This is a genomic window from Streptomyces sp. SCA2-17 (assembly GCF_044336695.1).
The window spans coordinates 684704-706357 of the sequence record NZ_CP117521.1; the positions used below are offsets into that span (position 1 = coordinate 684704).

The 21654-nt window shown below is 71.4% G+C and carries 23 protein-coding genes; 12 read left to right on the plus strand and 11 right to left on the minus strand.

Features of this window, described 5'->3' with window-relative positions; translation table 11 throughout:
* The first annotated feature begins 170 nt into the window (after positions 1–170).
* On the plus strand, positions 171–605 hold the full coding sequence (locus PS271_RS31345; protein ID WP_495656770.1) for an Rv1352/Rv1906c domain-containing protein: 435 nt from the start codon (positions 171–173) through the stop codon (positions 603–605).
* 410 nt (positions 606–1015) lie between these two features.
* Here PS271_RS31345 and PS271_RS02975 read toward each other — a convergent pair whose 3' ends face one another.
* Positions 1016–1981: an L-tyrosine/L-tryptophan isonitrile synthase family protein gene (locus tag PS271_RS02975; RefSeq protein WP_398379831.1), complete on the minus strand. Its 966-nt coding sequence runs from the start codon at positions 1979–1981 to the stop codon at positions 1016–1018.
* 8 nt (positions 1982–1989) lie between these two features.
* Entirely contained in the window at positions 1990–3285 is a 1296-nt protein-coding gene (locus tag PS271_RS02980) for a cytochrome P450 (RefSeq protein WP_398386646.1), read from the minus strand.
* Between the two features lie 282 nt (positions 3286–3567).
* Between PS271_RS02980 and PS271_RS02985 the strand changes: the two genes are divergently transcribed.
* The 3 genes from PS271_RS02985 to PS271_RS02995 all read left to right on the plus strand — a co-directional run bounded on the left by PS271_RS02985 (position 3568) and on the right by PS271_RS02995 (position 6793).
* Positions 3568–3792: a hypothetical protein gene (locus PS271_RS02985; RefSeq protein WP_398379833.1), complete on the plus strand. Its 225-nt coding sequence runs from the start codon at positions 3568–3570 to the stop codon at positions 3790–3792.
* Between the two features lie 80 nt (positions 3793–3872).
* Positions 3873–6305, plus strand: a complete 2433-nt coding sequence (locus PS271_RS02990; RefSeq protein WP_398386648.1) for a heavy metal translocating P-type ATPase — start codon at positions 3873–3875, stop codon at positions 6303–6305.
* Positions 6302–6793: a copper chaperone PCu(A)C gene (locus PS271_RS02995; RefSeq protein ID WP_398379835.1), complete on the plus strand. Its 492-nt coding sequence runs from the start codon at positions 6302–6304 to the stop codon at positions 6791–6793. Before PS271_RS02990 ends, PS271_RS02995 begins: the two co-directional genes overlap by 4 nt.
* A gap of 182 nt (positions 6794–6975) precedes the next feature.
* Here PS271_RS02995 and PS271_RS03000 read toward each other — a convergent pair whose 3' ends face one another.
* Positions 6976–7551 carry a sigma-70 family RNA polymerase sigma factor gene (locus PS271_RS03000; RefSeq protein WP_398379837.1) on the minus strand — a complete coding sequence of 192 codons (576 nt, stop codon included), beginning with the start codon at positions 7549–7551 and terminating at the stop codon, positions 6976–6978.
* A gap of 73 nt (positions 7552–7624) precedes the next feature.
* Here PS271_RS03000 and PS271_RS03005 point away from each other — a divergent pair, with 73 nt between their 5' ends.
* Positions 7625–7801, plus strand: a complete 177-nt coding sequence (locus PS271_RS03005; RefSeq protein ID WP_398379839.1) for a zf-HC2 domain-containing protein — start codon at positions 7625–7627, stop codon at positions 7799–7801.
* Between the two features lie 178 nt (positions 7802–7979).
* Here the strand turns inward: PS271_RS03005 and PS271_RS03010 are convergent, their stop codons facing one another.
* Entirely contained in the window at positions 7980–8717 is a 738-nt protein-coding gene (locus tag PS271_RS03010) for a hypothetical protein (protein WP_398379841.1), read from the minus strand.
* A 326-nt stretch (positions 8718–9043) separates the two neighbouring features.
* Positions 9044–9322, minus strand: a complete 279-nt coding sequence (locus PS271_RS03015) for a holin (protein WP_398379843.1) — start codon at positions 9320–9322, stop codon at positions 9044–9046.
* A gap of 150 nt (positions 9323–9472) precedes the next feature.
* Here PS271_RS03015 and PS271_RS03020 point away from each other — a divergent pair, with 150 nt between their 5' ends.
* From PS271_RS03020 to PS271_RS03030, 3 genes are all read left to right on the plus strand, one after another.
* Positions 9473–10762: a GAF domain-containing protein gene (locus PS271_RS03020; RefSeq protein WP_398386650.1), complete on the plus strand. Its 1290-nt coding sequence runs from the start codon at positions 9473–9475 to the stop codon at positions 10760–10762.
* A gap of 111 nt (positions 10763–10873) precedes the next feature.
* Positions 10874–12397 carry an acetaldehyde dehydrogenase ExaC gene (gene exaC / locus PS271_RS03025; RefSeq protein ID WP_398379845.1) on the plus strand — a complete coding sequence of 508 codons (1524 nt, stop codon included), beginning with the start codon at positions 10874–10876 and terminating at the stop codon, positions 12395–12397.
* A gap of 301 nt (positions 12398–12698) precedes the next feature.
* On the plus strand, positions 12699–13373 hold the full coding sequence (locus PS271_RS03030; RefSeq protein ID WP_398379847.1) for a hypothetical protein: 675 nt from the start codon (positions 12699–12701) through the stop codon (positions 13371–13373).
* Between the two features lie 101 nt (positions 13374–13474).
* Here the strand turns inward: PS271_RS03030 and PS271_RS03035 are convergent, their stop codons facing one another.
* Positions 13475–13765, minus strand: a complete 291-nt coding sequence (locus PS271_RS03035; protein ID WP_398379849.1) for a hypothetical protein — start codon at positions 13763–13765, stop codon at positions 13475–13477.
* Positions 13766–14297: 532 nt separating this feature from the next.
* On the minus strand, positions 14298–15098 hold the full coding sequence (locus PS271_RS03040) for an alpha/beta fold hydrolase (RefSeq protein WP_398379851.1): 801 nt from the start codon (positions 15096–15098) through the stop codon (positions 14298–14300).
* A 240-nt stretch (positions 15099–15338) separates the two neighbouring features.
* Between PS271_RS03040 and PS271_RS03045 the strand changes: the two genes are divergently transcribed.
* Positions 15339–16124 carry an AraC family transcriptional regulator gene (locus PS271_RS03045; protein ID WP_398379853.1) on the plus strand — a complete coding sequence of 262 codons (786 nt, stop codon included), beginning with the start codon at positions 15339–15341 and terminating at the stop codon, positions 16122–16124.
* A gap of 210 nt (positions 16125–16334) precedes the next feature.
* On the opposite strand, the gene PS271_RS03050 is transcribed toward PS271_RS03045, so the two are convergent.
* Entirely contained in the window at positions 16335–17450 is a 1116-nt protein-coding gene (locus tag PS271_RS03050; protein WP_398379855.1) for an FAD-dependent oxidoreductase, read from the minus strand.
* Positions 17451–17837: 387 nt separating this feature from the next.
* Here PS271_RS03050 and lepB point away from each other — a divergent pair, with 387 nt between their 5' ends.
* Entirely contained in the window at positions 17838–18299 is a 462-nt protein-coding gene (lepB, locus tag PS271_RS03055; protein ID WP_398386652.1) for a signal peptidase I, read from the plus strand.
* Positions 18300–18329: 30 nt separating this feature from the next.
* Here the strand turns inward: lepB and PS271_RS03060 are convergent, their stop codons facing one another.
* A complete protein-coding gene (locus tag PS271_RS03060) occupies positions 18330–18476 on the minus strand; it encodes a hypothetical protein (RefSeq protein ID WP_398379857.1) in 147 nt (48 codons plus the stop codon).
* 353 nt (positions 18477–18829) lie between these two features.
* Between PS271_RS03060 and PS271_RS03065 the strand changes: the two genes are divergently transcribed.
* Both PS271_RS03065 and PS271_RS03070 read left to right on the plus strand, forming a co-directional pair.
* Entirely contained in the window at positions 18830–19231 is a 402-nt protein-coding gene (locus tag PS271_RS03065) for a hypothetical protein (RefSeq protein ID WP_398379859.1), read from the plus strand.
* 95 nt (positions 19232–19326) lie between these two features.
* On the plus strand, positions 19327–19524 hold the full coding sequence (locus PS271_RS03070; RefSeq protein ID WP_398379861.1) for a hypothetical protein: 198 nt from the start codon (positions 19327–19329) through the stop codon (positions 19522–19524).
* A 55-nt stretch (positions 19525–19579) separates the two neighbouring features.
* Here the strand turns inward: PS271_RS03070 and PS271_RS03075 are convergent, their stop codons facing one another.
* Both PS271_RS03075 and PS271_RS03080 read right to left on the minus strand, forming a co-directional pair.
* Positions 19580–19987: a hypothetical protein gene (locus PS271_RS03075; protein WP_398379863.1), complete on the minus strand. Its 408-nt coding sequence runs from the start codon at positions 19985–19987 to the stop codon at positions 19580–19582.
* A gap of 404 nt (positions 19988–20391) precedes the next feature.
* On the minus strand, positions 20392–21651 hold the full coding sequence (locus PS271_RS03080) for a hypothetical protein (protein ID WP_398379865.1): 1260 nt from the start codon (positions 21649–21651) through the stop codon (positions 20392–20394).
* Between the last annotated feature and the right edge of the window lie 3 nt (positions 21652–21654).

Consider the following 21654-nt stretch of genomic DNA (forward strand, 5'->3'; position numbering starts at 1 on the left):
CGCACCGGATGCTTGCCGGGCGCGTAACGCCCCGTTCCCTCCTGCGTTGAAGCCGTCGAAAGAACGACAACCCGACAGATCGGGAGCGTGGCATGACAGATGGGTTCGGCCCTGACCAGGCATCTCCTCCACAGCGCAGCTGGTTCGCACGGCACAAGGTCCTTACAGGTATGGGGGCCTTACTCACGCTGATCGTGGTCCTCGCGGTGGCCACGGGAGGTGGTAAGGGAGATACGTCCACGAAGGCCGGGGCTCCGGCGAAGGGCGCTACCGGAGGGCAGAAACCGGCTGCCGGGTCCCGAGCTGACGCGAAGGACTCCGAGTCCTCTGAAGCTGCCGCACCGAAGGCAGCCAAACGGGCACCGGCCAAGGAAGTCGGCAACGGCAGTTACATCGTCGGTGAGGACATGCCGTCCGGGGTGTACGTCAGCAAGGGCGCGAACGACGACCCCATGGGGATGTGCACTGTGGCGACGGAGCCGAAGTCCGGCAAGCTGCCGCAGTTCAAGGCCGCGAAGAAGGGCGAGCAGGTCATCGTCACGCTCGCGGACGGAGACGGCACCGTCACGATCTCGGGCTGTGAGCCGTTCACGCAGCGCAGGTGACTGAACGGCTCTCCGCCGCCCGGCCGCCGTCGCGGCGCCGGGCGGCTTCCCATGGTGCGGGGCCGGTGGGATAGTGCCGGGCGGGCCGGTCGGGTTCCGGTTGCTCAGGAGGCGTGCTGATGCCTCCGCTGATGGCGCCGGCCCCGGCCCCGGCCCCGGCGCCCGTGAGATGATCATGGTCATGCGGAACCACGGGGAAACGTGCAGGAGCTGCGGCCGATCGGGCCGCTTCCGGCACGGCGGTCAGTGCCGGAAGTGCCGGCGCGGGGAGCGGGCCGAGCTGGCCATGAACGCCGCGGACACCGCGATCGAGGCGGGCGCCCTGGGCGGTCTGTGGCGCGTGATCCGGGCTGTGGCGAAGGCGCTGCCCGACGTCTGAGCACCCGCCGGCCGCTCAGCGGCACGGGCACTCAGCCGCGTTCGCCACGTTCTTCGAAGTGGCTCGGGCGGCCCGCGCGGAGGACCAGGCGCCCCAGCTTCTCCGCCTCCGCCCGGTGCACCAGGCGCGCCTCTCCCCCGCGCCCCCGCAGGACCGCCGTGTGCCACGGCGTGGCCCACGCGTCCGCTGCCTCCAGCAGCCGGATGCCGAACTTCTCCGCGCCCGGGCGCTGCGGGTGGATGGACAGGCGGACGGACCGCGGGTGGCAGTCCGCGATGAGGTCGCCCCACGCGCGGCTGCGCGCGATGACGCCGTACGCCCGGGCCCGGCACTCGCGCTGGAGCGCGGACCGCGTGCCGGCGAAGTCGGCGGTGTCCTCGACGAGGAAGCGGGTGATGCCGCGGTAGAGCCGTGCCGTCTCCTCGTCGCCGCGCACCAGGGCCCGCAGCTCCTCGACCGGCGGCGCGTAGGCCTCCGTCACGAGCCGCCGCTTGGTGTCGTGGTCCAGGTCCCCGTGGACGTCGCGCAGGTCGAACGTGTCCAGCCGGCCGAGCCCCTCCCCGGCGATCAGGGCGCGCAGTTCGTCGCCGTAGGCGTCGATGTGCTCGTCGGGCACGTGGATGAGGTCGCCGAAGATGTGGCCGTCGGAGCAGATCAGTATCCGCGCGCCGGGCGCGTAGACCTCGCCGATGCGGGCGCAGAGCCGGTCGAGGAAGGCGAGCGAGAGGCGCTCGCCCTCGTCGGGCAGGTGCCCGAGGACCTTGGCGGGGTTGGGGGACTTGCACGGGAAGCCCGGCAGGGTGAAGAGGACGGGCTCACCGGCGTCCGTGAACTGCCGTATCTGGCGCAGCTGCTCCGGGAAGTCCGCGGGGTCCGCGGATCCCGGGCCGGTGGTGCGGTGGTACGGGAGGAGGAGGCGGAGGATGCGCGCCTCGGCCGAGGAGGCCGTGGCGGTGGCGGCGGCGGCCGCCGGCAAGGTCAGCGTGGCCTGGGACATGCGCGCGCTCACCCCCGCCCGCGCGGGCAGACGGGTCCGGCGAGCCGGTCGAAGGCGACCGGCAGCTCGGCGGTGCCGCGGCCGAGGACGGCGGGGATCCAGGACAGCTCCTCCTCGGGCACGGCGAGCCGCAGGCCCGGCAGCCGGGCCAGCAACGTTCCTAGGGCCACCTGGAGTTCGACCCGGGCGAGGGCCGCCCCGGGGCAGAAGTGGACGCCGTGACCGAAGGCGAGGTGCGGGCCCTGGGCCCGGTCCAGGTCGAGGGTGTCGGGGTCGGGGAAGCGCTCGGGGTCGCGGTTGGCGGCGCACAGGGAGACGATCACGGAGTCGCCGGCGGGCACCCGCGTGCCGTGCAGGTCCGCGTCCTCGGCGAGGAACCGCCAGGTCGTCAGCTCGAAGGCGGCGTCGAGGCGCATCAGTTCCTCGACGGCGGCGGGCATGAGCTCCGGCTCGGCCCGCAGCCGGGACAGTGTCGCGGGATGGCGGAGCAGGGCCACCATCGCGGTGGTGATCTGGTTGGTGACGGGCTCCTGGCCGGCCACCAGCAGCTGGAAGATCATGGAGTCCAGCTCCTCCCGGGTCAGTTCGCCGCCGTCGCGGGCGGCCACCAGCCGGCTGAGCAGCCCGTCGCCGGGCGCGCCGCGGCGGTCGGCGACGACCTCGGCGATGTAGCCCTGGAGTTCGCGCAGCAGCGCCTCGTAGGCGGGCCGCCCGGGGTCCGCGGGGCCGACGGGCGCCACGACCTTGCCCCACTCGCGGCGGAAGCGGGCGGCGAGGTGCGGCGGCAGGCCGATGACCTCGGCGAGGACCTGGAAGGGGAAGCGGGCGGCGAAGTACCGTACGAGGTCGGCGGAGTCCGCGTCCGCCGGCATCGCGTCGACGAGCGCGTCGGCCATCTCCTGGAAGCGTGCCCGCATCCCCTCGACGCGCCGCGGCGCGAAGGCGTCCGTCACCAGGCGCCGCATCGTGGTGTGCTTGGGCGGGTCCTGGTGGAGCAGGTGCACCTGAAGCTGCGAGTGCTGCGGCTCGGGCATGATCGAGGCGCGCTCGCGCCAGCGGTCGTTGCCGCGGTCGTGGTTCTTGCCCAGCCGGGGGTCGGCGAGCGTCTTCTGGGCGGCCTCGTGCCCGGTGACGAGCCAGGCGGTGACCCCGCTGGGGAAGAGGACCCGGTGGATCGGCCCGGCCTCCCGCATGCGCGCGTACAGCGGGTAGGGGTCCCGCTTGTACTCCGGCCCGTAAAGGGGGACCGGATCGGGCAGCACGGAAGGCTCGGGCGCCTCAGAGGCCTCGGACGGCTCGGGCAGGGACACGGTGAAGGGCTCCTCGCGAAGTCGTGGACCCCTGAGAAGTCGGACGGGCGGCGGGGTGAGTTCCCGCAGGTCCGGCGAAAGTTCATAAGGTCGTACGGGTGTCCGGCCGGTTCGGACGCGTCCGGGCGCGTCCGGGCGCGTCCGGGCGCGTTCCGTATCTCCAGGTAGTCGGCCGCGGACGGCCTCCGGTTCCCGCGGACGGAAGGGACAATCCTCACGCGCCGCGAGCCGGTCGTGAGCGGCCGAACGGGCCGCGCAGCGTGCCACGATGCCCGGATGACCGTTCGTCGCCCCCTCAGTCCGTACGGAACCCTGGCCGGTTTCGTCCTGCTCCTGGCAGCCCTCTTCGGAGTCTCGTACGCGGTCGGCACGGCCGCCGGGCCTGCCGCTCCCGGCATACACCGCACCGGCGGCGGCTCCGGTTCTGGTTCCGGTTCCGGTTCCGGACATGGCTCCGGCGGCGGCATGGGCGGGATGCACGGCATGGGGGGTGGACGGTGACCACGAGCACCAGTACCAGTACCGGCACGAGCGCGGGGAGCAGCGCCCCGACCGCGACCACCGAGCTGATCGTCGGCGGCATGACCTGCGCCGCGTGCGTCGCGCGGGTGGAGAAGAAGCTGGGCAGGGTGGACGGCGTGAGCGCGACCGTCAACCTGGCCACCGGCCGGGCCCGCGTCTCCCACCCCGCCGACGTCACCGCGGCCGAGCTGATGGCGGTCGTCGAGGGCGCCGGCTTCACCGCGGCACTGCCCGAGCCGGACCCCGGTCCGGGGTCGGCGGACAGGAAGGACGGGGATGCGGAGGGAGCCGACGGCGCGCTCACCCGGCTGCTGATCACGGCGCTGCTCTCGGTCCCCGTGCTCGTCCTGTCCATGGCGCCCGGCTTGCAGTTCCGCAACTGGCAGTGGCTGTGTTTCGTGCTCGCGACGCCGGTCGCCGTGTGGGGCGCGTGGCCGTTCCACGAGCGGGCGCTGCGCGGTCTGCGGCACTCGGCCGCGACCATGGACACGCTCGTCTCGCTCGGCGTGCTCGCTTCCTACTCCTGGTCCGCGTACGCCCTGTTCTTCGGCGGCGCGGGGCGGCCCGACATGCGGATGCCGTTCACGCTGGTGCCGTCGATGGCGGGCGGCACGGCGGACGTGTACCTGGAAGCGGTCGTGGGCGTCCCGCTGTTCGTGCTGATCGGCAGGCTGCTGGAGGCGCGGGCCCGGCACAGTACGGGTTCGGCGCTGCGCGCCCTCGCCTCGCTCGCCGCGAAGGACGTGCTCGTGCGCGGCGCGGACGGCACGGAGCGCCGGGTGCCCATCGAGGAGCTGCGGGTCGGCGACCGTTTCGTCGTCCGGCCGGGCGAGCGCGTCGCGACCGACGGCGTCGTCGTCGCGGGCAGTTCGGCCCTGGACCTGTCCCTGGTGACCGGCGAGAGCGCGCCCGTGGAAGCCGGTCCGGGCTCGTCCGTCGTCGGCGGAGCCGTCAACTCCGGCGGTCTGCTGGAAGTGCGGGCCGAGGCGGTCGGCGCGGACACCCGGCTCGCCCGGATCGCGAAGCTGGTGGAGGAGGCGCAGGCGGGCAAGGCGAAGGCGCAGCGCGTCGCCGACGCCGTCGCCGGCGTCTTCGTACCGGCGGTGCTGGCCGTCGCCGTGACCGTGCTGGGCTTCTGGCTGGGCGCGGGCGCCTCGCCGCAGGCCGCCGTGACGGCCGCGGTGGCGGTCCTCGTGGTCGCCTGCCCGTGCGCGCTCGGGCTGGCCACGCCCACGGCCCTGCTGGCGGCCACGGGCCGCGGCGCGGGCCTGGGCATCCTGGTCAGCGGACCGCAGGCCCTGGAGGGGCTGCGCCGCGTGGACACGGTCGTCCTGGACAAGACGGGCACGCTGACGACGGGTTCGATGACGGTGACGGGCGTGACGGCCCGCCCGGACGGCCTCGGCACGGAGGCGGCACTGCGGCTGGCCGCGGCGGTCGAACGCGGCTCGGAGCACCCGGTGGGGCGCGCGGTCTGCGCGTACGCGGCCGGGCAGGGCGCGGGGGCGGACGGGGTCACGGCGGACGCTCCGGGCTCGCCCGCCGTTCCGGAAGTCACCGGCTTCACCGCCACGCCCGGCCGGGGGGTCGCGGGGCGCGTCGGGGAGCGGCTCGTCGAGGTCGTACGGCCGGAGGCCTCTCCCGCCGTGGCAGCTCCCGCCGCCCGAAAGCCCAAGAAGAACGAACAGAAGGGGCGAAAGGGGCAGTCCGTCCCGACGGGTGACCGCCTCCCCGAGGTGCTCGCCGCCGCCGTGGAGGCCGCCGGGCGCGACGGCCGTACCGCGGTCGTCGTCCGCGTGGACGGCACGCCCGAGGCCGTGATCGTCCTCGGTGACACCGTCCGCTCCGGCTCGTACCGCGCCGTCGACCACCTCAAGCGGCTCGGCCTGCGGCCCGTCCTCGCGACGGGCGACAGCGAGGGCGCGGCGCGGGCCGTCGCCGCCGAACTCGGCATCACCGAGGTCCACGCGCGGGCCACGCCCGAGGACAAGGCCGCGCTCGTCCGCGAGCTGCGCGAACAGGGCCGCCGCGTCGCCGTCATCGGCGACGGCGTCAACGACACGGCCGCACTCGCCGGCGCGGACCTCGGCATCGCGATGGGCGGCGGCACGGACGCGGCCATCGGCGCCGCGGACGTGACGCTGGTCCGCGAGGACATGGGCGCCCTGGCCGACGCCGTCCGGCTGGCCCGGCGGACGTCCGCCACGGTACGGGCCAACCTCGCGTGGGCCTTCGGCTACAACCTGGTCACGCTGCCGCTGGCGGCGGTCGGCCTGCTCAGCCCGATGGTCGCAGCGGCGGCGATGTCCGTGAGCTCGGTCCTGGTGGTCGCCAACAGCCTGCGACTGCGCGGCTGGCAGCCGGTGCCCTCGCGGGCGGCGGCGGGCAGGGGCCCTCGGCGCGGCGGCGCCGCGGCTCCCGGTTCTCACGGCTCCCCCGGTTCTCACGGCCGGCGCACGGCCGCCGCTCTGCCCTCGCGAGGTGACGCATGAAGCTCTCGGTTCCCCCCGCCCTCGTCTCCGCCGGGCGCGCCGCGCTCGTACCGGTCGTCGCCGGGGCCGTGGCCCTCGGCGGGCTCTGCGCCTGGACGGCCTCGGGCGCGGCGCCCCGGCCGCCGGGCGTCAAGGTCGAGGAGGCACGGGTGCTGGTGCCGCTCGGCCGGGACGACACCGCCGCCTTCTTCCGCGTACGGAACACCGGCGACGTCGACGACGAGCTCATCGGCGTCGAAGCTCCCACGGCCGGCGGCGCGATGCTCAGCCGCACCGTGGTGCGGAAGGGCGCGGGCCACATGGAAATGGTGCAGTCCGCTCCCCTGCCGGCCGGCCGCACGCTGGAGATGACCCCGCACGGCCTGGACGTCATGGTGTGGTCCCCGCCGCGACTGAAACCCGGCGACCGGCTTCCCGTCGTCCTGCGGTTCCGGGAGGCGGGGACGGTACGGGTGGAGGCGGAGGTCGTACGGGCGGGAAGCCGCTGATGACGGAGGGGCGGCCGGGGAAGTGCCCGGCCGCCCCTCTGTTCCGTACCGCCGCCTCGCAGTCGTGCGCCGTGGCACGGGCGAAGAAGCCCGCCGCAACGGCGCACGACCACAGCGGTGAGAGTCCGGCGGAATGCGCGACCACCGCGACCGGTGGCGGCCGCGCCCTCCGCCGGAAGGGCCTACGCCGCGACCGGTACGCGCACCGCGTCCCGCTCCGCCGTCTCCAGCTGGCAGATCAGCGACTCGCGGGCCCGCGCGACGCGCGACCGCACCGTGCCGACGGGACAGCCCGCGACGACGGCGGCCTCCGCGTAGGGCAGGCCCAGCATCTGGGTGAGCACGAACGCCTCGCGCCGCTCGTACGGCAGCCGGTCCAGCAGCTGCGACAGCGCCACGCCCTCGTCGAAGCCGGGCAGCTGCGCCGTCTGGGCGCGCTCGGCCGCCGACTGCCAGTCGTCGGTGTCCGAGACGCGCGGCCGCGCCGCGTTGAAGCGGAGCCGGTCGACCACCGTGCGGCGGGCGATCGTCAGCAGCCACGTACGGGCCGACGCGCGGCCCTCGAAGCGGGGCAGCGAGCGCAGGGCCCGCAGGTACGTCTCCTGGACGAGGTCGTCCGCGCCCTGCGGGTCGTTGCTGAGCCGCGCGACGTAGCGCCGCACGTCGTTCTGCGTGGCCCGGATGAAGCACTCGATGGCGTCGGCGTCACCGCTGCGCGCGGCGAGCGCCCAGGCGGTCACCTTCTCGTCGTCACGCACGGCGGCCTCCCCCACGGACGGCGGTGCGGGGGGTGATGCACGGGGCAAAAGCGGCACCGGAGACGATGGCGAGGTGCATTGCAGTGAATTTCGTACCGCCCTGTCCGCCCGCGTCGACGGCGAGGAGATGCCGCCGGGAGTGACCGGAGCCGCCCTCGACGCGCACCTGCGGGGGTGCGGAGAGTGCTGCGCGTGGGGCGAACGGGCGCGCCGGCTGAGAGTGCTCGCGGCGCGGTTCGACGTGGGTTGAGGGGGTTGCGGGGGTTGCGGAGGTTGCGGAGGTTGCGGAGGTTGCGGGAACGGCGTGCCGGCGTGGCACGTCCCCCGTACGGGCAGGGGTCATCGCCCTGTGTCCTTCCTGGAATCCGGGCAGCCCGAGGAGCGGGACGGGCCCGGTGACGTGATGCGGCGCTGGGGGTCGCCGTCAGTCAGCTGACGGCGACGCGGGCCGGCGGACCACGTCGGGAGAGGACATGCGCGTACAGCAGCTGCCGCAGGCGCTGCGCGGCGCGGCTCCGGTCGGCGCGGACGCGCGGCGGCCCGGAGGGCGCGGGCACGGCACCGACAAGGATGAGGAGCGGGGCGAGGAGCCGGCCGCGGACGGTGCGGACGAGCCGGAAGGCGGCCTGTTCGCCGCCGGCAAGCCACATGCCGCAGACGACGGCGACGAGGATGTGCGCGGACCACATGCCGAGCGCGCCGTGGCCGGCGTGCATGGACATGGAGTGGCCGGCCATGCCTGCCATGCCGCCCATGCCCTCCATGCCGCCCATACCGTCCATACCGCCCATGGAGGACATGGCACCGTGCCCCATGCCCGCCATGCCACCCATGGAGTGGCTCATGTCCATGGAATGAGGGGCCATGTCACCCATGGGGGACGCGGCACCGTGATCCACGGGCATGCCCGGGTCCAGACCCAGCCGGGCCGCCCGGGCGGTGTTCACGACGACGTTCTGCGCGAGTGCGAAGAAGAAGTGCAGGCCCGTCTGGGCGCCGACGGTGGCGAGCGTGATCAGCAGCGGCCCGCGCTCGCGCCCCGCGAGGAACCACGCCCCGCTGCCCGTGCCGCACAGGGCGACGGCGACGGCCCACCACGGGACCGTCGTTCCGGACATGACCGCGTGGCCCAGGGCAGCGAGCAGCACACAGACCGCTGCGAACACCGCGGCTCGCAGCGCTCGCGGTCCCTGTTCCGGCTGCGGCCCTGCTCTCATGACGTGGACATCGTTGCACCCGCGCCGCGGGGCGCGACAGCGGGGTGCGCGATGACGCCCGTACGAACCCCCCGCACGGGCGCACGGGCCCGCCCCGTACCGTCCGCCCGGCGGTACGAGGCGGGTGGGCCGCCGGCTCGGGGGAAGGACCGGCGGCCCGGGGTCCCGTCGCTCCATTGGGACTCGCACGGCCGAGTCAAGCGCGGGGCGGGCGGGCGCGGGAGCGTGTGTGCGGGGGCGATCGCGGGTGCGCGCTTCACACCCCGTGTGAAGGATCAGCTTCCGGTCGTGCGGCCGCTCGCACTTCCGCTTCGGCTGCGGCTGCGGCGGCCGTCCGGGAGCCAGGCCGCGCTGCTCTTGTCGCCGAAGCGGCTGCCTATCGCGCCCTTGATCACCGAGAGGGCGGCGGGGAGGGCGGCGATGGCCGCGGCCTTGAGGGCGGACACGTCGGTGAGGTCGAACCCGTCGGCGAGGAGGAGACCGAGGAAGGTGGTGACGTACGCGGCGGCGGTGCGCTCGAGGATGTCGAGCAGGACTTTCTGTGCTTTCTGCATGACTGTTTCTTCGTCTCTTCCGTTCGTGTGCGATGGGTAAGGGAAGCGTCGTGGCGGGGCGGCCCGCACCGCAAGACCCGGAGCTGCACGTCCTGTACGTACCGCAGATGAGGAGGGATTCAGGTGGCCAACCCCGACCCCTGGCCGGCGATGAGCTCCGGCGACGACCCGGCCGAGCGGAGCCGTACGGTCCGCGGCGCGCACGAGGACTTCGTGACCGCGGGCACGGTGGGTGCGGGCGTCCGCACGGTGGTCGCCGGCTCGTGGCGGCGGTCGGCGGCCGCGCTGCCCGCGGCCGACTTCCTGGCGCCGGTCGAGCTGGACGGCGCGGAGCTGGAGGAGTACCGCCGGGCGCATCCGCTGGCTTCGGTGATGCCGCTCTTCAGGGAGCTGCTCGGCACGATCGCCGACGACGGGGCGCACCTGCTCGCGGTCTGCGACGCGTACGGCCGGATGCTGTGGGTGGAGGGGCACCGTGGTGCCCGGAGCCGGGCCGAGGCCATGAACTTCGTCGCCGGAGCCCGCTGGGACGAGCGGCACGCGGGCACGAACGCGCCCGGTACGGCGCTCGCCCTCGACCACGCCGTGCAGATCTTCGCCACCGAGCACTACAACCGCGCGGTCCAGCCGTGGACGTGCGCGGCGGCGCCCGTCCACGACCCGCGGACCGGACGGCTGCTGGGCGCGGTGGACCTCACCGGCGGCGACCAGCTGGCCACCCCGCACAGCCTGGCGCTGGTGCGGGCGACGGCGCTGGCGGCCGAGGCGAGACTGGCGGCCGGCGCCGGACCGGGACCGCTGCTGTCGGCCCTCGGCCGCGACGAGGCGGTCCTGGCGACGGCGGACGGCCGCCGGACACACCTGGGCCGGCGGCACAGCGAGATCCTCGTCCTGCTTGCCGCCCACCCCGAAGGGCTGACCGGGGATCAGCTCGCGACGGCGCTGTACGGGGAGCGCCCGGTGCCGCCGGTGACGCTGCGCGCCGAGCTGTCGCGGCTGCGGCGGCTGGTGGGACCGCTGCTCGGCTCGCGCCCGTACCGGCTGTGCGCGCCCGTCGGGACGGACGTCGCGCGGGTGGAGCGGGAGCTGGCGGCGGGCGACGTGCGCGGGGCGCTCCGCGCGTACGACGGGCCGCTGCTGCCCACCTCCGAGGCGCCGGAGGTGTGCCGGATGCGGCGGGTGCTGGACGGGCGGCTGCGGCGAGCGGTGCTGAGCTGCGGGGACGCGTGGGCGCTGCAACTGTGGGCGGACAGCGCGTGGGGCGAGGAGGACCTGGAGGTGTGGGAGCGGCTGCTGGCGGCGCTGCCGGTGAGTGCGCCGCAGCGGGGAGGGGTGGCGGCGGAGGCGCGGAGGTTGCGGGAGGCGTACGGGGCGGGGGCGGCTGCCGCTGCCGCTGCCGCTGCCGGCCGGGCAACGTTCGCGCAACGTCCCCGGCCTTAGCGTCCTTCCGGTCGCCGCCGCGCCGGAAGCGGACGGCGGCGAACCGGAGACTCCGAATCGCTGTCTCCCAGAATCCCGGAATCCCGGAATCCCGGAAGGGAAGGCCGTCCCATGCCTCGCTACGCCAACCCCGGCTCACCCGACGCGGTGGTCTCGTACCGCCCGCGCTACGACCACTGGATCGGCGGCGAGTACGTACCGCCCAAGCAGGGCGGCTACTTCGAGAACCCGACGCCGGTGAACGGGCAGCCGTTCACCGAGATCGCCCGGGGCACCGCCGAGGACGTCGAACGCGCCCTGGACGCGGCGCACGCGGCGGCCCCGGCGTGGGGCCGCACCCCCGTGGCCGAGCGGGCCGCCGTCCTGAACCGCGTCGCCGACCGCATGGAGCAGCACCAGGAGGCGCTCGCGGTCGCCGAGTCCTGGGAGAACGGCAAGCCGGTCCGCGAGACCCTGGCCGCCGACATCCCGCTCGCGATCGACCACTTCCGCTACTTCGCGGGCGCGATCCGCGCCCAAGAGGGCGGCCTGTCGGAGATCGACGCGGACACGGTCGCGTACCACTTCCACGAGCCGCTGGGCGTGGTCGCGCAGATCATCCCGTGGAACTTCCCGATCCTGATGGCGGCGTGGAAACTGGCCCCGGCGCTGGCGGCGGGCAACGCGGTGGTGCTGAAACCGGCCGAGCAGACTCCGGCCTCGATCCATGTCTGGATGGACCTGGTGGCGGACCTCCTCCCGCCGGGCGTGGTGAACATCGTGAACGGCTTCGGCGCAGAGGCGGGCAAGCCGCTGGCGGCGAGCCCCCGCGTGGCCAAGATCGCGTTCACCGGGGAGACGACGACGGGCCGCCTGATCATGCAGTACGCGTCGGAGAACCTGAAGCCGGTCACGCTCGAACTCGGGGGCAAGAGCCCGAACATCTTCTTCGACGACGTCTCCGCGGCGGACGACGACTTCCTGGACAAGGCCCTGGAAGGCTTCACCATGTTCGCCCTCAACCAGGGCGAGGTCTGCACGTGCCCGTCGCGTGCCCTGATCCAACGCGGCCACTACGCGGCCTTCCTGGAAGCGGCGACAGCCCGCACCGAGGCGATCGTCCCGGGCCACCCTCTGGACACGGAAACAATGATCGGCGCCCAGGCCTCCAACGACCAACTGGAAAAGATCCTCTCCTACTTGGACATAGGCCGCCAGGAAGGCGCCCGCACCCTCACCGGCGGCCACCGCGCCGACCCGGGCGGCGAACTGGCCGGCGGCTACTACGTCCAGCCCACGATCCTCGAAGGCCGCAACGACATGCGCGTCTTCCAGGAAGAAATCTTCGGCCCGGTCGTAGCCGTAACCCCCTTCACCGACTTCGACGACGCCATCACCCTCGCCAACGACACCCTCTACGGCCTGGGCGCCGGCGTCTGGACCCGCAACGGCACCACGGCCTACCGAGCCGGCCGCGCCATCCAAGCAGGCCGCGTCTGGACCAACTGCTTCCACGCCTACCCGGCCCACGCCGCCTTCGGCGGCTACAAACAGTCAGGAATAGGCCGGGAAACCCACAAAATGATGCTGGACCACTACCAGCAAACGAAGAACTTGCTGGTGAGCTACTCCCCGAAGAAGCTGGGCTTCTTCTAGAGGCAAGCGAAAGGGCCTCCGACCTGCATAAAGCGCGGGTCGGAGGCCCTTTCTACGTGGAGCCGGGCACTGCCCGCCGACCAGCCTGCAATGCGATGCATGCACCAACTTGTCCCGTCACTGACCAGCACTCCCGGACCAGTCACGGACCAAGCCCGGCCAGGGGCCCAGCACCTACGGGCCGGTTTGTAGCTCCCACGCCTCCTCCCTGTGCGGCCTGTGCAACCCAAGTGGTAATTCTGCTGACCAAATGGAGCAACCCAGCAGAACCGCGGCTCTGCTCTCAGCAGAGAGTACGAGAGTGAACGACACAAACGAGAGGACGACGGAGTCGCGAAGAACGAGATTCGAAAGTGTACACAAGTGGGCTGCCACACTAGCCGCTCTCGTTGCACTTGCTTTCTCGGTCTACAACTTCACCGAACTCCGGCAGGAGCCAAGAATCAACGCGGCGCTCCCCCACCTGCTGCGCACCGGACCAGTAGACAACGGAATCGCTTTCCAAATCCAGCCAACAGTGTCCACCAGGTTCAAGACTCAGGATGTCGAGGTGATTCGCGATGCACATCTACAGTTGACTCCCGTAGGATCAACCCCCTCTTCAAAGAAGCCGACTTTCTACTGGCATGAAACCGGAACATACGTGTACGATTTCGCTTCAGACCAGGTCAACTATCACTGGACCAGCGATCCTGCACCATTCATCGTCAGCCAGGACAAACCCCAGCAACCCACGCTGACATTCTGGGCCGACAACTGGACGTTCCAGCCTGGCCAGTACGATGGCGAGCTTCAATTGAGTCGGTCAGGAAACCATAGCCCTCTGACTAAGAAATTCTGCCTGATTGTTTCAAGGAAGGCTGCCGACGAAATCCGCGGCGCAGAACAAAGACAGATCTTCTTTTTCCGCGATGACCTGCCCAAGTTCCACTCCTCTCAAGAATCTCCAGGCTGCTACCGGAGGGAAACGGATTAGCTTGGGAGTGAAGCCCACCTTGTTACTGATCCGCTTACCGCGCACAGCGTAGACGCCGCACCTGGTCGCTGCCGTAACCGCAGAGATCAGGGCATTCTCGGCTACTTGCCTTCCTTCATGGCCGCCTCTATCCGGCGGTTCGCACGCTCCTGGCCCTGGGCGAGGACCTTGGCGTAGACACGCAGCAGGACCGCGATGCTGTGGCCGGCCCGGCGGGCGCACTCGGCCGGGTCCACTCCAGAATGGAGCCAGAAGGAGATGCCTGCGTGACGCAGGTCGTAGGGGCGCTTGGCGACGAGTGGTGCTTGCTCCTGCTCCGAGAGGGCGGTCTCTCGGGCCCGCTTCCAGGTCTTGTTGTAGGCGGCGGTCTGGTGAAACCACTCAGAGTTCACCCCTGCCGCTGAGCCGCGGGGCTGGAAATCGTAGAGGGGCGTCCGATTGGGACTGACACTCGCGGTTACTGGGCACAAGCTCCGACACGGTCGACAATAACGACAGGCCCCAACTTGGCCTGGCACACTCTCGGTGGCCACTTCGCCGAGTCACGGGGTTTCTGGGCCGCCGTCGGCAACGGGGTTCCCGGCGAGTACCAGCAACGCCCGACGTGTCCGCACGTCGGTGCAGGCGGGTAACACCGGATCGGACCATCATGATCCGGACCATGCACGGGCCACCCGGGCCCCAATGGGCCCAGTCGGTGGGTCAACTGCAGGTCGCTCGGGGTGTCAGCATTGCGCCTCCAGCACCCCACGAAGAACCTATTGGTCAGCTACTGCCCCAAGAAGCTGGGGTTCTTCTAGAGCAGTGAAGTCCGCTGTCGGAAGTGGGAGTTGCCATCAGCGCGCCCACAGGCGGGATCGTGTCAGCGTCGCCGGGGGTCGCTGGCGGCGCGCTTGTTCGCTCAGTTCGCGCAGCGCTGTGCGATCAGCGTTGGAGGGTCCGGAGGAAGTCTCCGAGAGCGGTCGCGACGGCGTGGGGAGCTTCCGCGGGGAGGAGGTGGCCGGCGGCGGGGACAGTGACCAGGGTCGCCTGCGGGATGTGCGGCAGGAGACACTCACGCAGCACGCGCGGCGGTTCCACCACGTCGTTCTCCGCGGCCAGCACCATCACCGGAACGGTGACGCTGTGCACGGCGCGGGCGATGTCCTGCGCGATCCCGCGTAGCGGCCACTCCTGCCGGGCCTCGCGTCCGGCGGCGAGGCTGTCGCGCACCGCGGTGGCCCGCACCGTCTCGGGCAGCGGTGAGGCAGTGAGGACATGGTCGAGGGCGTGCCGCACCGCCCCGGGCGAGTCGTAGGCGTGGGAAAGGGCCTGCCGGTAGTCCTCAGTGACCGTGACGGGCGGCTCGGGCGGTGCGGGTGCGACAAGCGCCATGCCGGCCAAGCCGGCCGGCCTGCGGGCCGCGACGAGCTGGCTCACTTTGCCGCCCATCGAGTGGCCGACGAGGACGTACGGCCCCGGCGTGCACGTGCTGACCACGTGAGCGAGGTCGTCGGCGAGCTGGTCGAGGTGATAGGGGCCGGGCAGAGCCCGCGAGGTGCCCCAGCCGCGTTGGTCATAGCGCACCGTCGCCTGCCCGGGCGGCAGATGACGGATCACATCGTTCCACGTGCCGGCGGAGCCGCCCCAGTAGTGGACGAACACCAGCGCCGGTCCGGTACGGCCCCCGACCCGTACGTCCAGAGCCCCGCCCGCCACCGGCACCGGCCTTGTTGTTTCCTTCATCGCTGCACCTTTCGCTCGACCGCTCAAGGACGATCCGCGCCCCGTAGCCGCGGCCTTGAACGCGTAACCTGACCCTGCTTGTCAGGTGCACATCCGACGGTAGGGGAAGCGCGGTCCGCTCCCTGGTGGAAAGGAGCACAGTACTTGTGGAAAACGGACACCAAGCCGTGCGACAGCTGCGCTATTCGCCTGCCGTCGGCTCACCCCACGGCATGGAGGTCCTCGACCTCGCCGCGCTCCATGGACACCCACCGCCGTCGCGTACTCCCCCAGCGCCCCGACTTCCACGTCCTCGCCCTGATCGCCTCCGGCACCGGCACGCATGAAGCGGACTTCCACACCTACCGGCTGGCGGAAGGCAGCGCCGTGTGGATCCGGCCCGGCATGGTGCACCGCTGGAGCGACATCGACGCCTGCGACGGCCCGCTGGTCCTCTTCCGGCCGGGCTTCCTCCCCGGCCTCACCACCGCGGAGGCCACCGCCCCGGTGTGCAGAGACCTGGACCGGCAGCGTCTGAGCCTGGCCCTGTTCGCGGCCGAACACCTCGGCCGCGAACACGACGCGGCAGCGCGCACCCCGCTCCTGGCATCTCCCGCGCTGCTCTCCCACCTGCTGGCTGCGCTGGTCCTGCGCATACTTCCTGACGCGCCCTCCCGCACCGGCGGGAGCCCGGCCGACAACCGGTCCAAGGACGTGTTCCGCTCCTACCGAGCCGCCGTCGAAGAACACTTCACCCGCTGGCACCACGTGGCCGACTACGCGCGGGCACTCGGCTACGACGTGCGCACTCTCACCCGGGCGACGCGCGCCGCCACCGGCACGGGCGCCAAGGCCTTCCTCGACCAGCGCATCCTGCTGGAAGCCAGGAGACTGCTCGCCCACACCGACCTGCCGGTCGCCGGCTGCGCCCGGCGCCTCGGCTTCCGGGACGCCGGCAATTTCACCACCTTCTTCCGGCGCCAGGCAGCCACGGCACCCGCCGGCTGGCGCGCCGCCTACGGCGCGCCCGACACTCACGGGGCCTGACTTCGCCACGACTCGTTCCGGCACAGGCACATCAGCTACTACGGGATAAGGCCGCGCCATTTAGCCGCGCCATTTTCCACCCTGCCGACACTCGTGGCCGGAGTGCGCATCCCCGACAGCGAACCGGCCCGGGCCGCCGACCCGCCGGCGTCTTCCGGTCGACTGAACAGCATCCTGTCCGGCAGCCACCGGGGGACGCCGGTCGGCGGTTCATGGGGTCTGCTCGTCCCGGGTGAAGAGGTCGGTCAGGTCCTCGAGTGTGGGGTTGTCAGGGACTTCGGCTTCGCCGGCAGCGGCACTGCGAGGGAACAGCGCTTGCTCGTACTCGGCCAGCGCGGCCTCGATGTCGTCGGGGTGCGCGGCGAGGGCCATGCCCAGTTCAGCGCCGTCGAGCATGGCCAGGTTGGCGCCTTCGCCGTTCGGAGCCGAAAGATGGGCGGCATCACCGAGCAGGGTCACACCCGGCACCCGGCCCCACCGGTGCCCGGCCGGCAGAGCGTAGAGGGGACGCAGGACCGGCGTGGTGTCGGCGTCGGTGATCAGCGCGGTGAGTTCCGGCGCCCAGCCGTCGAACTCCTGCGCGATCCGCGCTGTGGCCGCAGCGGGGTCGGTGAAGACGAGGGCGGCGAACCAGTCCTGCGGCTCGGACAGCCCCACGTAGGCGTGCAGGGTGTCGTCCCTTTCCCGGTGAGCGAAGATCTCCCTGCCCGGGGTAAGCGCGATCATCGACCCGCCACCGACCGCTTTTGCGGAGGCGGGGTGCCGGGTGCCGGCGTCGAACAGGTAGGTCTCCACGACCGACTTGCCGATGTATTCGGGTGTGGCGGTGGAAAGCAGCGGCCGGACCCGTGACCAGGCGCCGTCCGCGCCGACCAGCAGGCTGGTGACGACGGTGCTGCCGTCGGCGAACATCACCTCGTGACGTCCCTCGCCGAGGGTGCGGGTCCTGCCGGCCTTGCGCCCCCACTGGACGGTGCCGGCCGGCAGTGAGTCGAGCAGGATCCGTCGCAGCTCCCCGCGCATCACCTCGGGGCGTCCGCCCGTACCGTCGTCGCCTTGGTCAAGCCGGACGTTCCCGTCCCGGTCGAGGATCCGCATTGTCTGGCGGCCCTCCAGGATGATGCCGCCGAACTCGTTCATCAGGCCGGCCGCCTGCAAGGCCAGTTGGCCGTTGTAGTCGTGGATGTCGAGCATGCCGCCCTGCGAACGTTCCGCTGGTGAGGCCTCTGCCTCGTAGACCGTGGCCGGGATGCCGTGAACGTGAAGGACACGGGCGAGTGTCAGCCCGCCGAGTCCGGCACCGATGATCGTGACGTGAGTGGTCATGGTGATTCCTTGCTTGTCGTAACCCTGCCGGACGGGCATCCGGCACGATCTTCAGCAAGGCTCCGGCCCCCCGCCGACAAGAAGCCGACATCGGACCCGACCACCCCGACAAACAGCCGACAGCGGGTCCACGGCCCCGGCATGCCACCGGGCATCGGCACAGTTCCGCCGCCGCCCACCGCCGGTCCAAGCCCGAATCAGTCGGGAGGAGGCTCAGCACACAAGCGACCGCGCGTTTGCCCGGTCACGGGCCGGGCGCTCACCGCTGGTTGTCGTACCTCTTCGCATAGGGTGACATCGCCGGAACGTTCCGCTCAACTGTGGGTTTCGGTATCCGCGCCGGGGGTGGAAGCCGGCGGTGGTTGAAGAGCGGAGTGGGCGAACCCCATCAAGCGGGTCGTGGGCGTGGCCGGCGACACCGTCGAGTGCAAGGGCGCCGGCCCGCTGACGGTCAACGGCAAGCCGCTGGACGAGCCCTACGTCTTCCCGGGCAATGTTCCGTGCAGCACAAACCCGGATGCTCAGTTCAAGGTCACGGTGCCCCAGGACCGGTTGTGGGTGATGGGCGACCATCGGCAGGACTCGCAGGATTCCCGCTTCCACCAGGACGAGGCCGACAAGGGCTTCGTCCCCGTGGACGACGTGGTGGGCCGCGCCATCGTCGTCGCCTGGCCCGTCGACCGCTGGGACACGCTTTCCGTTCCCGCCGCCTTCGATCAGAAGGGCATCGACAAGGTGGCCGCCGCCGCACCCACCGCGGTGGCCTTCATCGGCGCCGTCCCCCTGGTGCTGGTGCGCCGCCGGTGCCGGCTTTCCCGCCGCGAGGCCGAGGGCACGACACGGATCTGACCCGGACGGATGGCCGGGTGGCCGGCCGCATCAGTGCTCACCAGCCGTGCCCGCAGGAAGGTGCAGGCCGCCCAGCAGCCGGCAAGCCCCGGACGGCAGCGACGCGAGGTGGTCCGGGCGTTCCTGGCTGCGGCCCGTGACGGTCAGTTCGAGCAGTTGCTTCGGGACGTGCGGCAACCGTCAACGGCTTCCCCGGTGTCATCGCCGGGAACGGAGACGGCACCCCGGTCTCCCTCCTCGCCTTCCTCGTCTCCGACGGCCGCATCACCGAGATCACCGCTGTGGTCGACCCGGCCGAACTTGCTCGAATGGACCTGCCGGCGCCGGTGTGACTCCCGAGCCTCTTCCAGTAGTGCGATAAAGGCGCCTGAAAATCTGCCTTTTGCCCGTCAGGCGACTTTTATCAGTCCCTCGGTGACCAGTAACTTCCGTTCGAGCCGGCCAGTTCTCACCCTTAACCTGAATTGGCGTCAAGTGCCCTTACTCCACTAGACTTTACGCAAGCACCAGCAAAAGAAAGGGCGCCATTCATGGGCACCAAATTCATTGAGGTAGACGAATCCCACAAGGGTCAGCCCGGCGTGGAAGAAGGCGTGAAGACGATCGAGGTCGGTGGTCAGACGATCACGACGACGATCTTCGTTCAGCGGATCGACTTCGACGACCTCGCCCCCGAGGTGACCGATGAGCTGACCACGGTCAAGTTCGCCGTGACGGTGACCGAGGAGATGGAGGACCTGACGGGGGAGGTGGACGAGGATGGTTCCCCGGTTACGGAGATCAAGGAGATTCAGGTGCCCAAGTGGCTCGAGATCGACCTGGGGCCCGAATCCCTTAAGCAGTACGAGGAGGTAATGGCGCCCTTCTTCGCTGCCGCCCGCGAGACCGAGACGCCGATCGTTCCCGCGCCCCGCAAGCGCCGGAAGAAGTGATTTCGCGCCCCTCTCCTGTCACCGGGAGAGGGGCTTCATCGTGTCCTGGAGACATGCCCCGCGTGACCCGTCAAGGATAGTCGTATCGTGTCCGCGTGCGACACGAGAGACATGGCGAACCCCTGTCCAAGCAGGAGTTGGAAATCTTCTTCCAGTACCTGCACCGCTTCTGCAGGCACGATCTGGACCTCTTCGCGACCATCGAAGCGGGAGATCCCGCCCACCCCGCCTATGTGACGATCACACGGGACCCCGCGCCGGGTGTCGATCCGGAGGCATACCGCCGGCCATGAGCCGCCGGCCATCCTCTGGGCGCCCCCTGGCGGAGCGCCCAGAGGATGCGGGGTGTTACCAGCTGCCGCCCCAGACGGCTCGCGTGCCGACGGGGCAGGTCAGGCGGAAGTCCCACTGGCCCGAGAAGGTCTCCGGGAACAGGTGGCGGCCGTCCGTGCAGTCCACGTACACGTGGTACGAGGTGCCGTTGCACGTCATGAAGAAGTTGCGGCCACCGTCGGTGCGGCCGTTCCAGCAGTTCGCGGCCAGTTCACGCTCGGTGGAGCTCGACGCGCGCTGGACCTGGGTGTTCGCCGCGCTCGACGTCACCCCCGCGGTGCTGGTCTTGCTCTGCCCGTCCGTGCTGGTCGCCTGGGCATCGGCGGTGTTGGGCACCGGGTCCGCGCTCGCCGGTGCGGCGAGGCCGGCGAACGCCGTGACGGCGATCGCTGCGGCAGCGGCGGCGTTCCTCAGGAACGTCACGTTCTCCTCCGAGTGATGACTGTTGACGTAGGTACGGGGGGTTCCCCGCCCTTTCGGTGCCATCGTGGATGATTGCCGCCTTGGGTGGAGTTGGTGCGGTTTCGGGGGGCGCGCGGGAAGAAACGTCACCAACTGGGCTTGTATCGCTGCCGGGTTGGGTCGCGCTCCTGCGAAGGTGTGGTCAGCGGCCGCCCGTTGCCCGTTCGTGTGGGGGACCCCGCCGTCCCCTCAACCTCCCGCGGCTGTCCCGGATTCAGCCCTCCGAGCGCCCTGATGCGAAGATCATGGCGCCGAAGGATCCCGGGCGGGTGCACTGGAAGTGAGGCGCGGATCAATGCAGCAAGGAGAGCAGGGCGGCCAGTCCAAGAGGCCCCGCTCACCGCACCCATAACGGCACGCCTCGGCTACACCACGAACGCCCACGACATTCCCGCGCTCCGCGAACCGTTCACCACCGGCGAGTCGGCGGCCCCCCGCACGACCACGCCGCTCGCCCGCTCCCCGTAGAGGTACATGCCCAGGACCAGGTGATACGGCTCCGGCATGCCCTCCGCCCCCGCAATCTCGACCGTCGACGCGTAGACGCGCCGCTGCGCGTACCAGGTGGCATCGCCGTCACGCGTGAGCAGGTCGCGCAGTTCCTCCGCGGTGTGCTGGTCGCCGGCCAGGACGCCCCTGCCGCCGTAGAGGTAGCTGCGCTTGAACACCAGCCGGTCCTTGTCCGCGACCATCGCGTCGACGTCGCCGGGCCCGACGACGGCGGTGTGCGGCACGTACTGCTCGACGGCCGCCCGCTCCTCCGCGGTGAGCAGGTGGTGGTGGGCAGGGTCGCAGAGGAGGGCGAACCAGCGGCGGTGCATCTTCAGCTCCGCCTCGAACATGCAGGAGAGCACGGCCCCGCAGGCCCGCAGCCGGGCGAGGAACGCGCCGTGGTCCGTGGTGTCGTCGAACGTGACGAGCCGGTGGACCAGGGTGCGGCCGGCCTCGCCGGGCTCCAGCCACTCCGCGGGATACGTCAGCTCGTCGTGGTACGCGAGCTCGATGTCAGGAGCCAGGAGGCGGAGGTACCGCTGGAGCATCAGGTGCTGCCCGTAGCCCTGGGCCCGGTGTCCCGGCGTGTCGAGGACGACGATGCGGGTGAGGCCGGCGCGCCGGCACTCCGTGACGTACTGGAGGGCGAGCTGCCGGAACGGCGAGATGCCGGTGACCGGCCGGCCGAGGACCTCGGCGTGCAGGTGCGCCGCGTGGTAGGCCTCGCCTCCGCCGACGCCGGAGAAGTGGTTGAGCTCGCAGAACCAGTAGCCGGTGTCGGTGGGGATGATGTCGGCGCGCAGCATGCGCAGCCCGGACGAGGGCAGGGCCGGCCAGTCGACGTGGGCCGCCATCTCCGGCCGGACCTCGAACATGGCCACGAGCTCGTCGGCGGTCAGGGTGGCGCAGAGGTGGGCCAGCACCTTGTCCTGGGCGTCCGCCAGCAGGCGGGTGGCCCGCTCCAGGGCCGCGTGCTCCGCCGGGGCGATGCGGAAGTGGCAGGGCAGCACGGGGACCTTCATGCCCACGTCGTGCAGGAGCTGGTCGGCGGCCCGCGCCGCGAGCGCGTGCTCCGGCGAGCGGCGTGCGTCGTACTGCCCGGCGAGGAAGGCGCGGTTGTCTTCAGCGAACACGGA

Excerpts from the sequence above, each read along its gene's own strand:
- PS271_RS03045 (WP_398379853.1), top strand. The coding sequence starts at position 15,339 with ATGGACACCCACCGCCGTCGCGTACTCCCCCAGCGCCCCGACTTCCAC.
- PS271_RS02995 (WP_398379835.1), top strand. The coding sequence starts at position 6,302 with ATGAAGCTCTCGGTTCCCCCCGCCCTCGTCTCCGCCGGGCGCGCCGCG.
- PS271_RS03040 (WP_398379851.1), bottom strand. The coding sequence starts at position 15,098 with ATGAAGGAAACAACAAGGCCGGTGCCGGTGGCGGGCGGGGCTCTGGAC.
- PS271_RS03050 (WP_398379855.1), bottom strand. The coding sequence starts at position 17,450 with ATGACCACTCACGTCACGATCATCGGTGCCGGACTCGGCGGGCTGACA.
- PS271_RS02975 (WP_398379831.1), bottom strand. The coding sequence starts at position 1,981 with ATGTCCCAGGCCACGCTGACCTTGCCGGCGGCCGCCGCCGCCACCGCC.
- PS271_RS03065 (WP_398379859.1), top strand. The coding sequence starts at position 18,830 with ATGGGCACCAAATTCATTGAGGTAGACGAATCCCACAAGGGTCAGCCC.
- PS271_RS02990 (WP_398386648.1), top strand. The coding sequence starts at position 3,873 with ATGACCTGCGCCGCGTGCGTCGCGCGGGTGGAGAAGAAGCTGGGCAGG.
- exaC (WP_398379845.1), top strand. The coding sequence starts at position 10,874 with ATGCCTCGCTACGCCAACCCCGGCTCACCCGACGCGGTGGTCTCGTAC.
- PS271_RS02985 (WP_398379833.1), top strand. The coding sequence starts at position 3,568 with ATGACCGTTCGTCGCCCCCTCAGTCCGTACGGAACCCTGGCCGGTTTC.
- PS271_RS03015 (WP_398379843.1), bottom strand. The coding sequence starts at position 9,322 with ATGCAGAAAGCACAGAAAGTCCTGCTCGACATCCTCGAGCGCACCGCC.
- PS271_RS03020 (WP_398386650.1), top strand. The coding sequence starts at position 9,473 with ATGAGCTCCGGCGACGACCCGGCCGAGCGGAGCCGTACGGTCCGCGGC.
- PS271_RS31345 (WP_495656770.1), top strand. The coding sequence starts at position 171 with ATGGGGGCCTTACTCACGCTGATCGTGGTCCTCGCGGTGGCCACGGGA.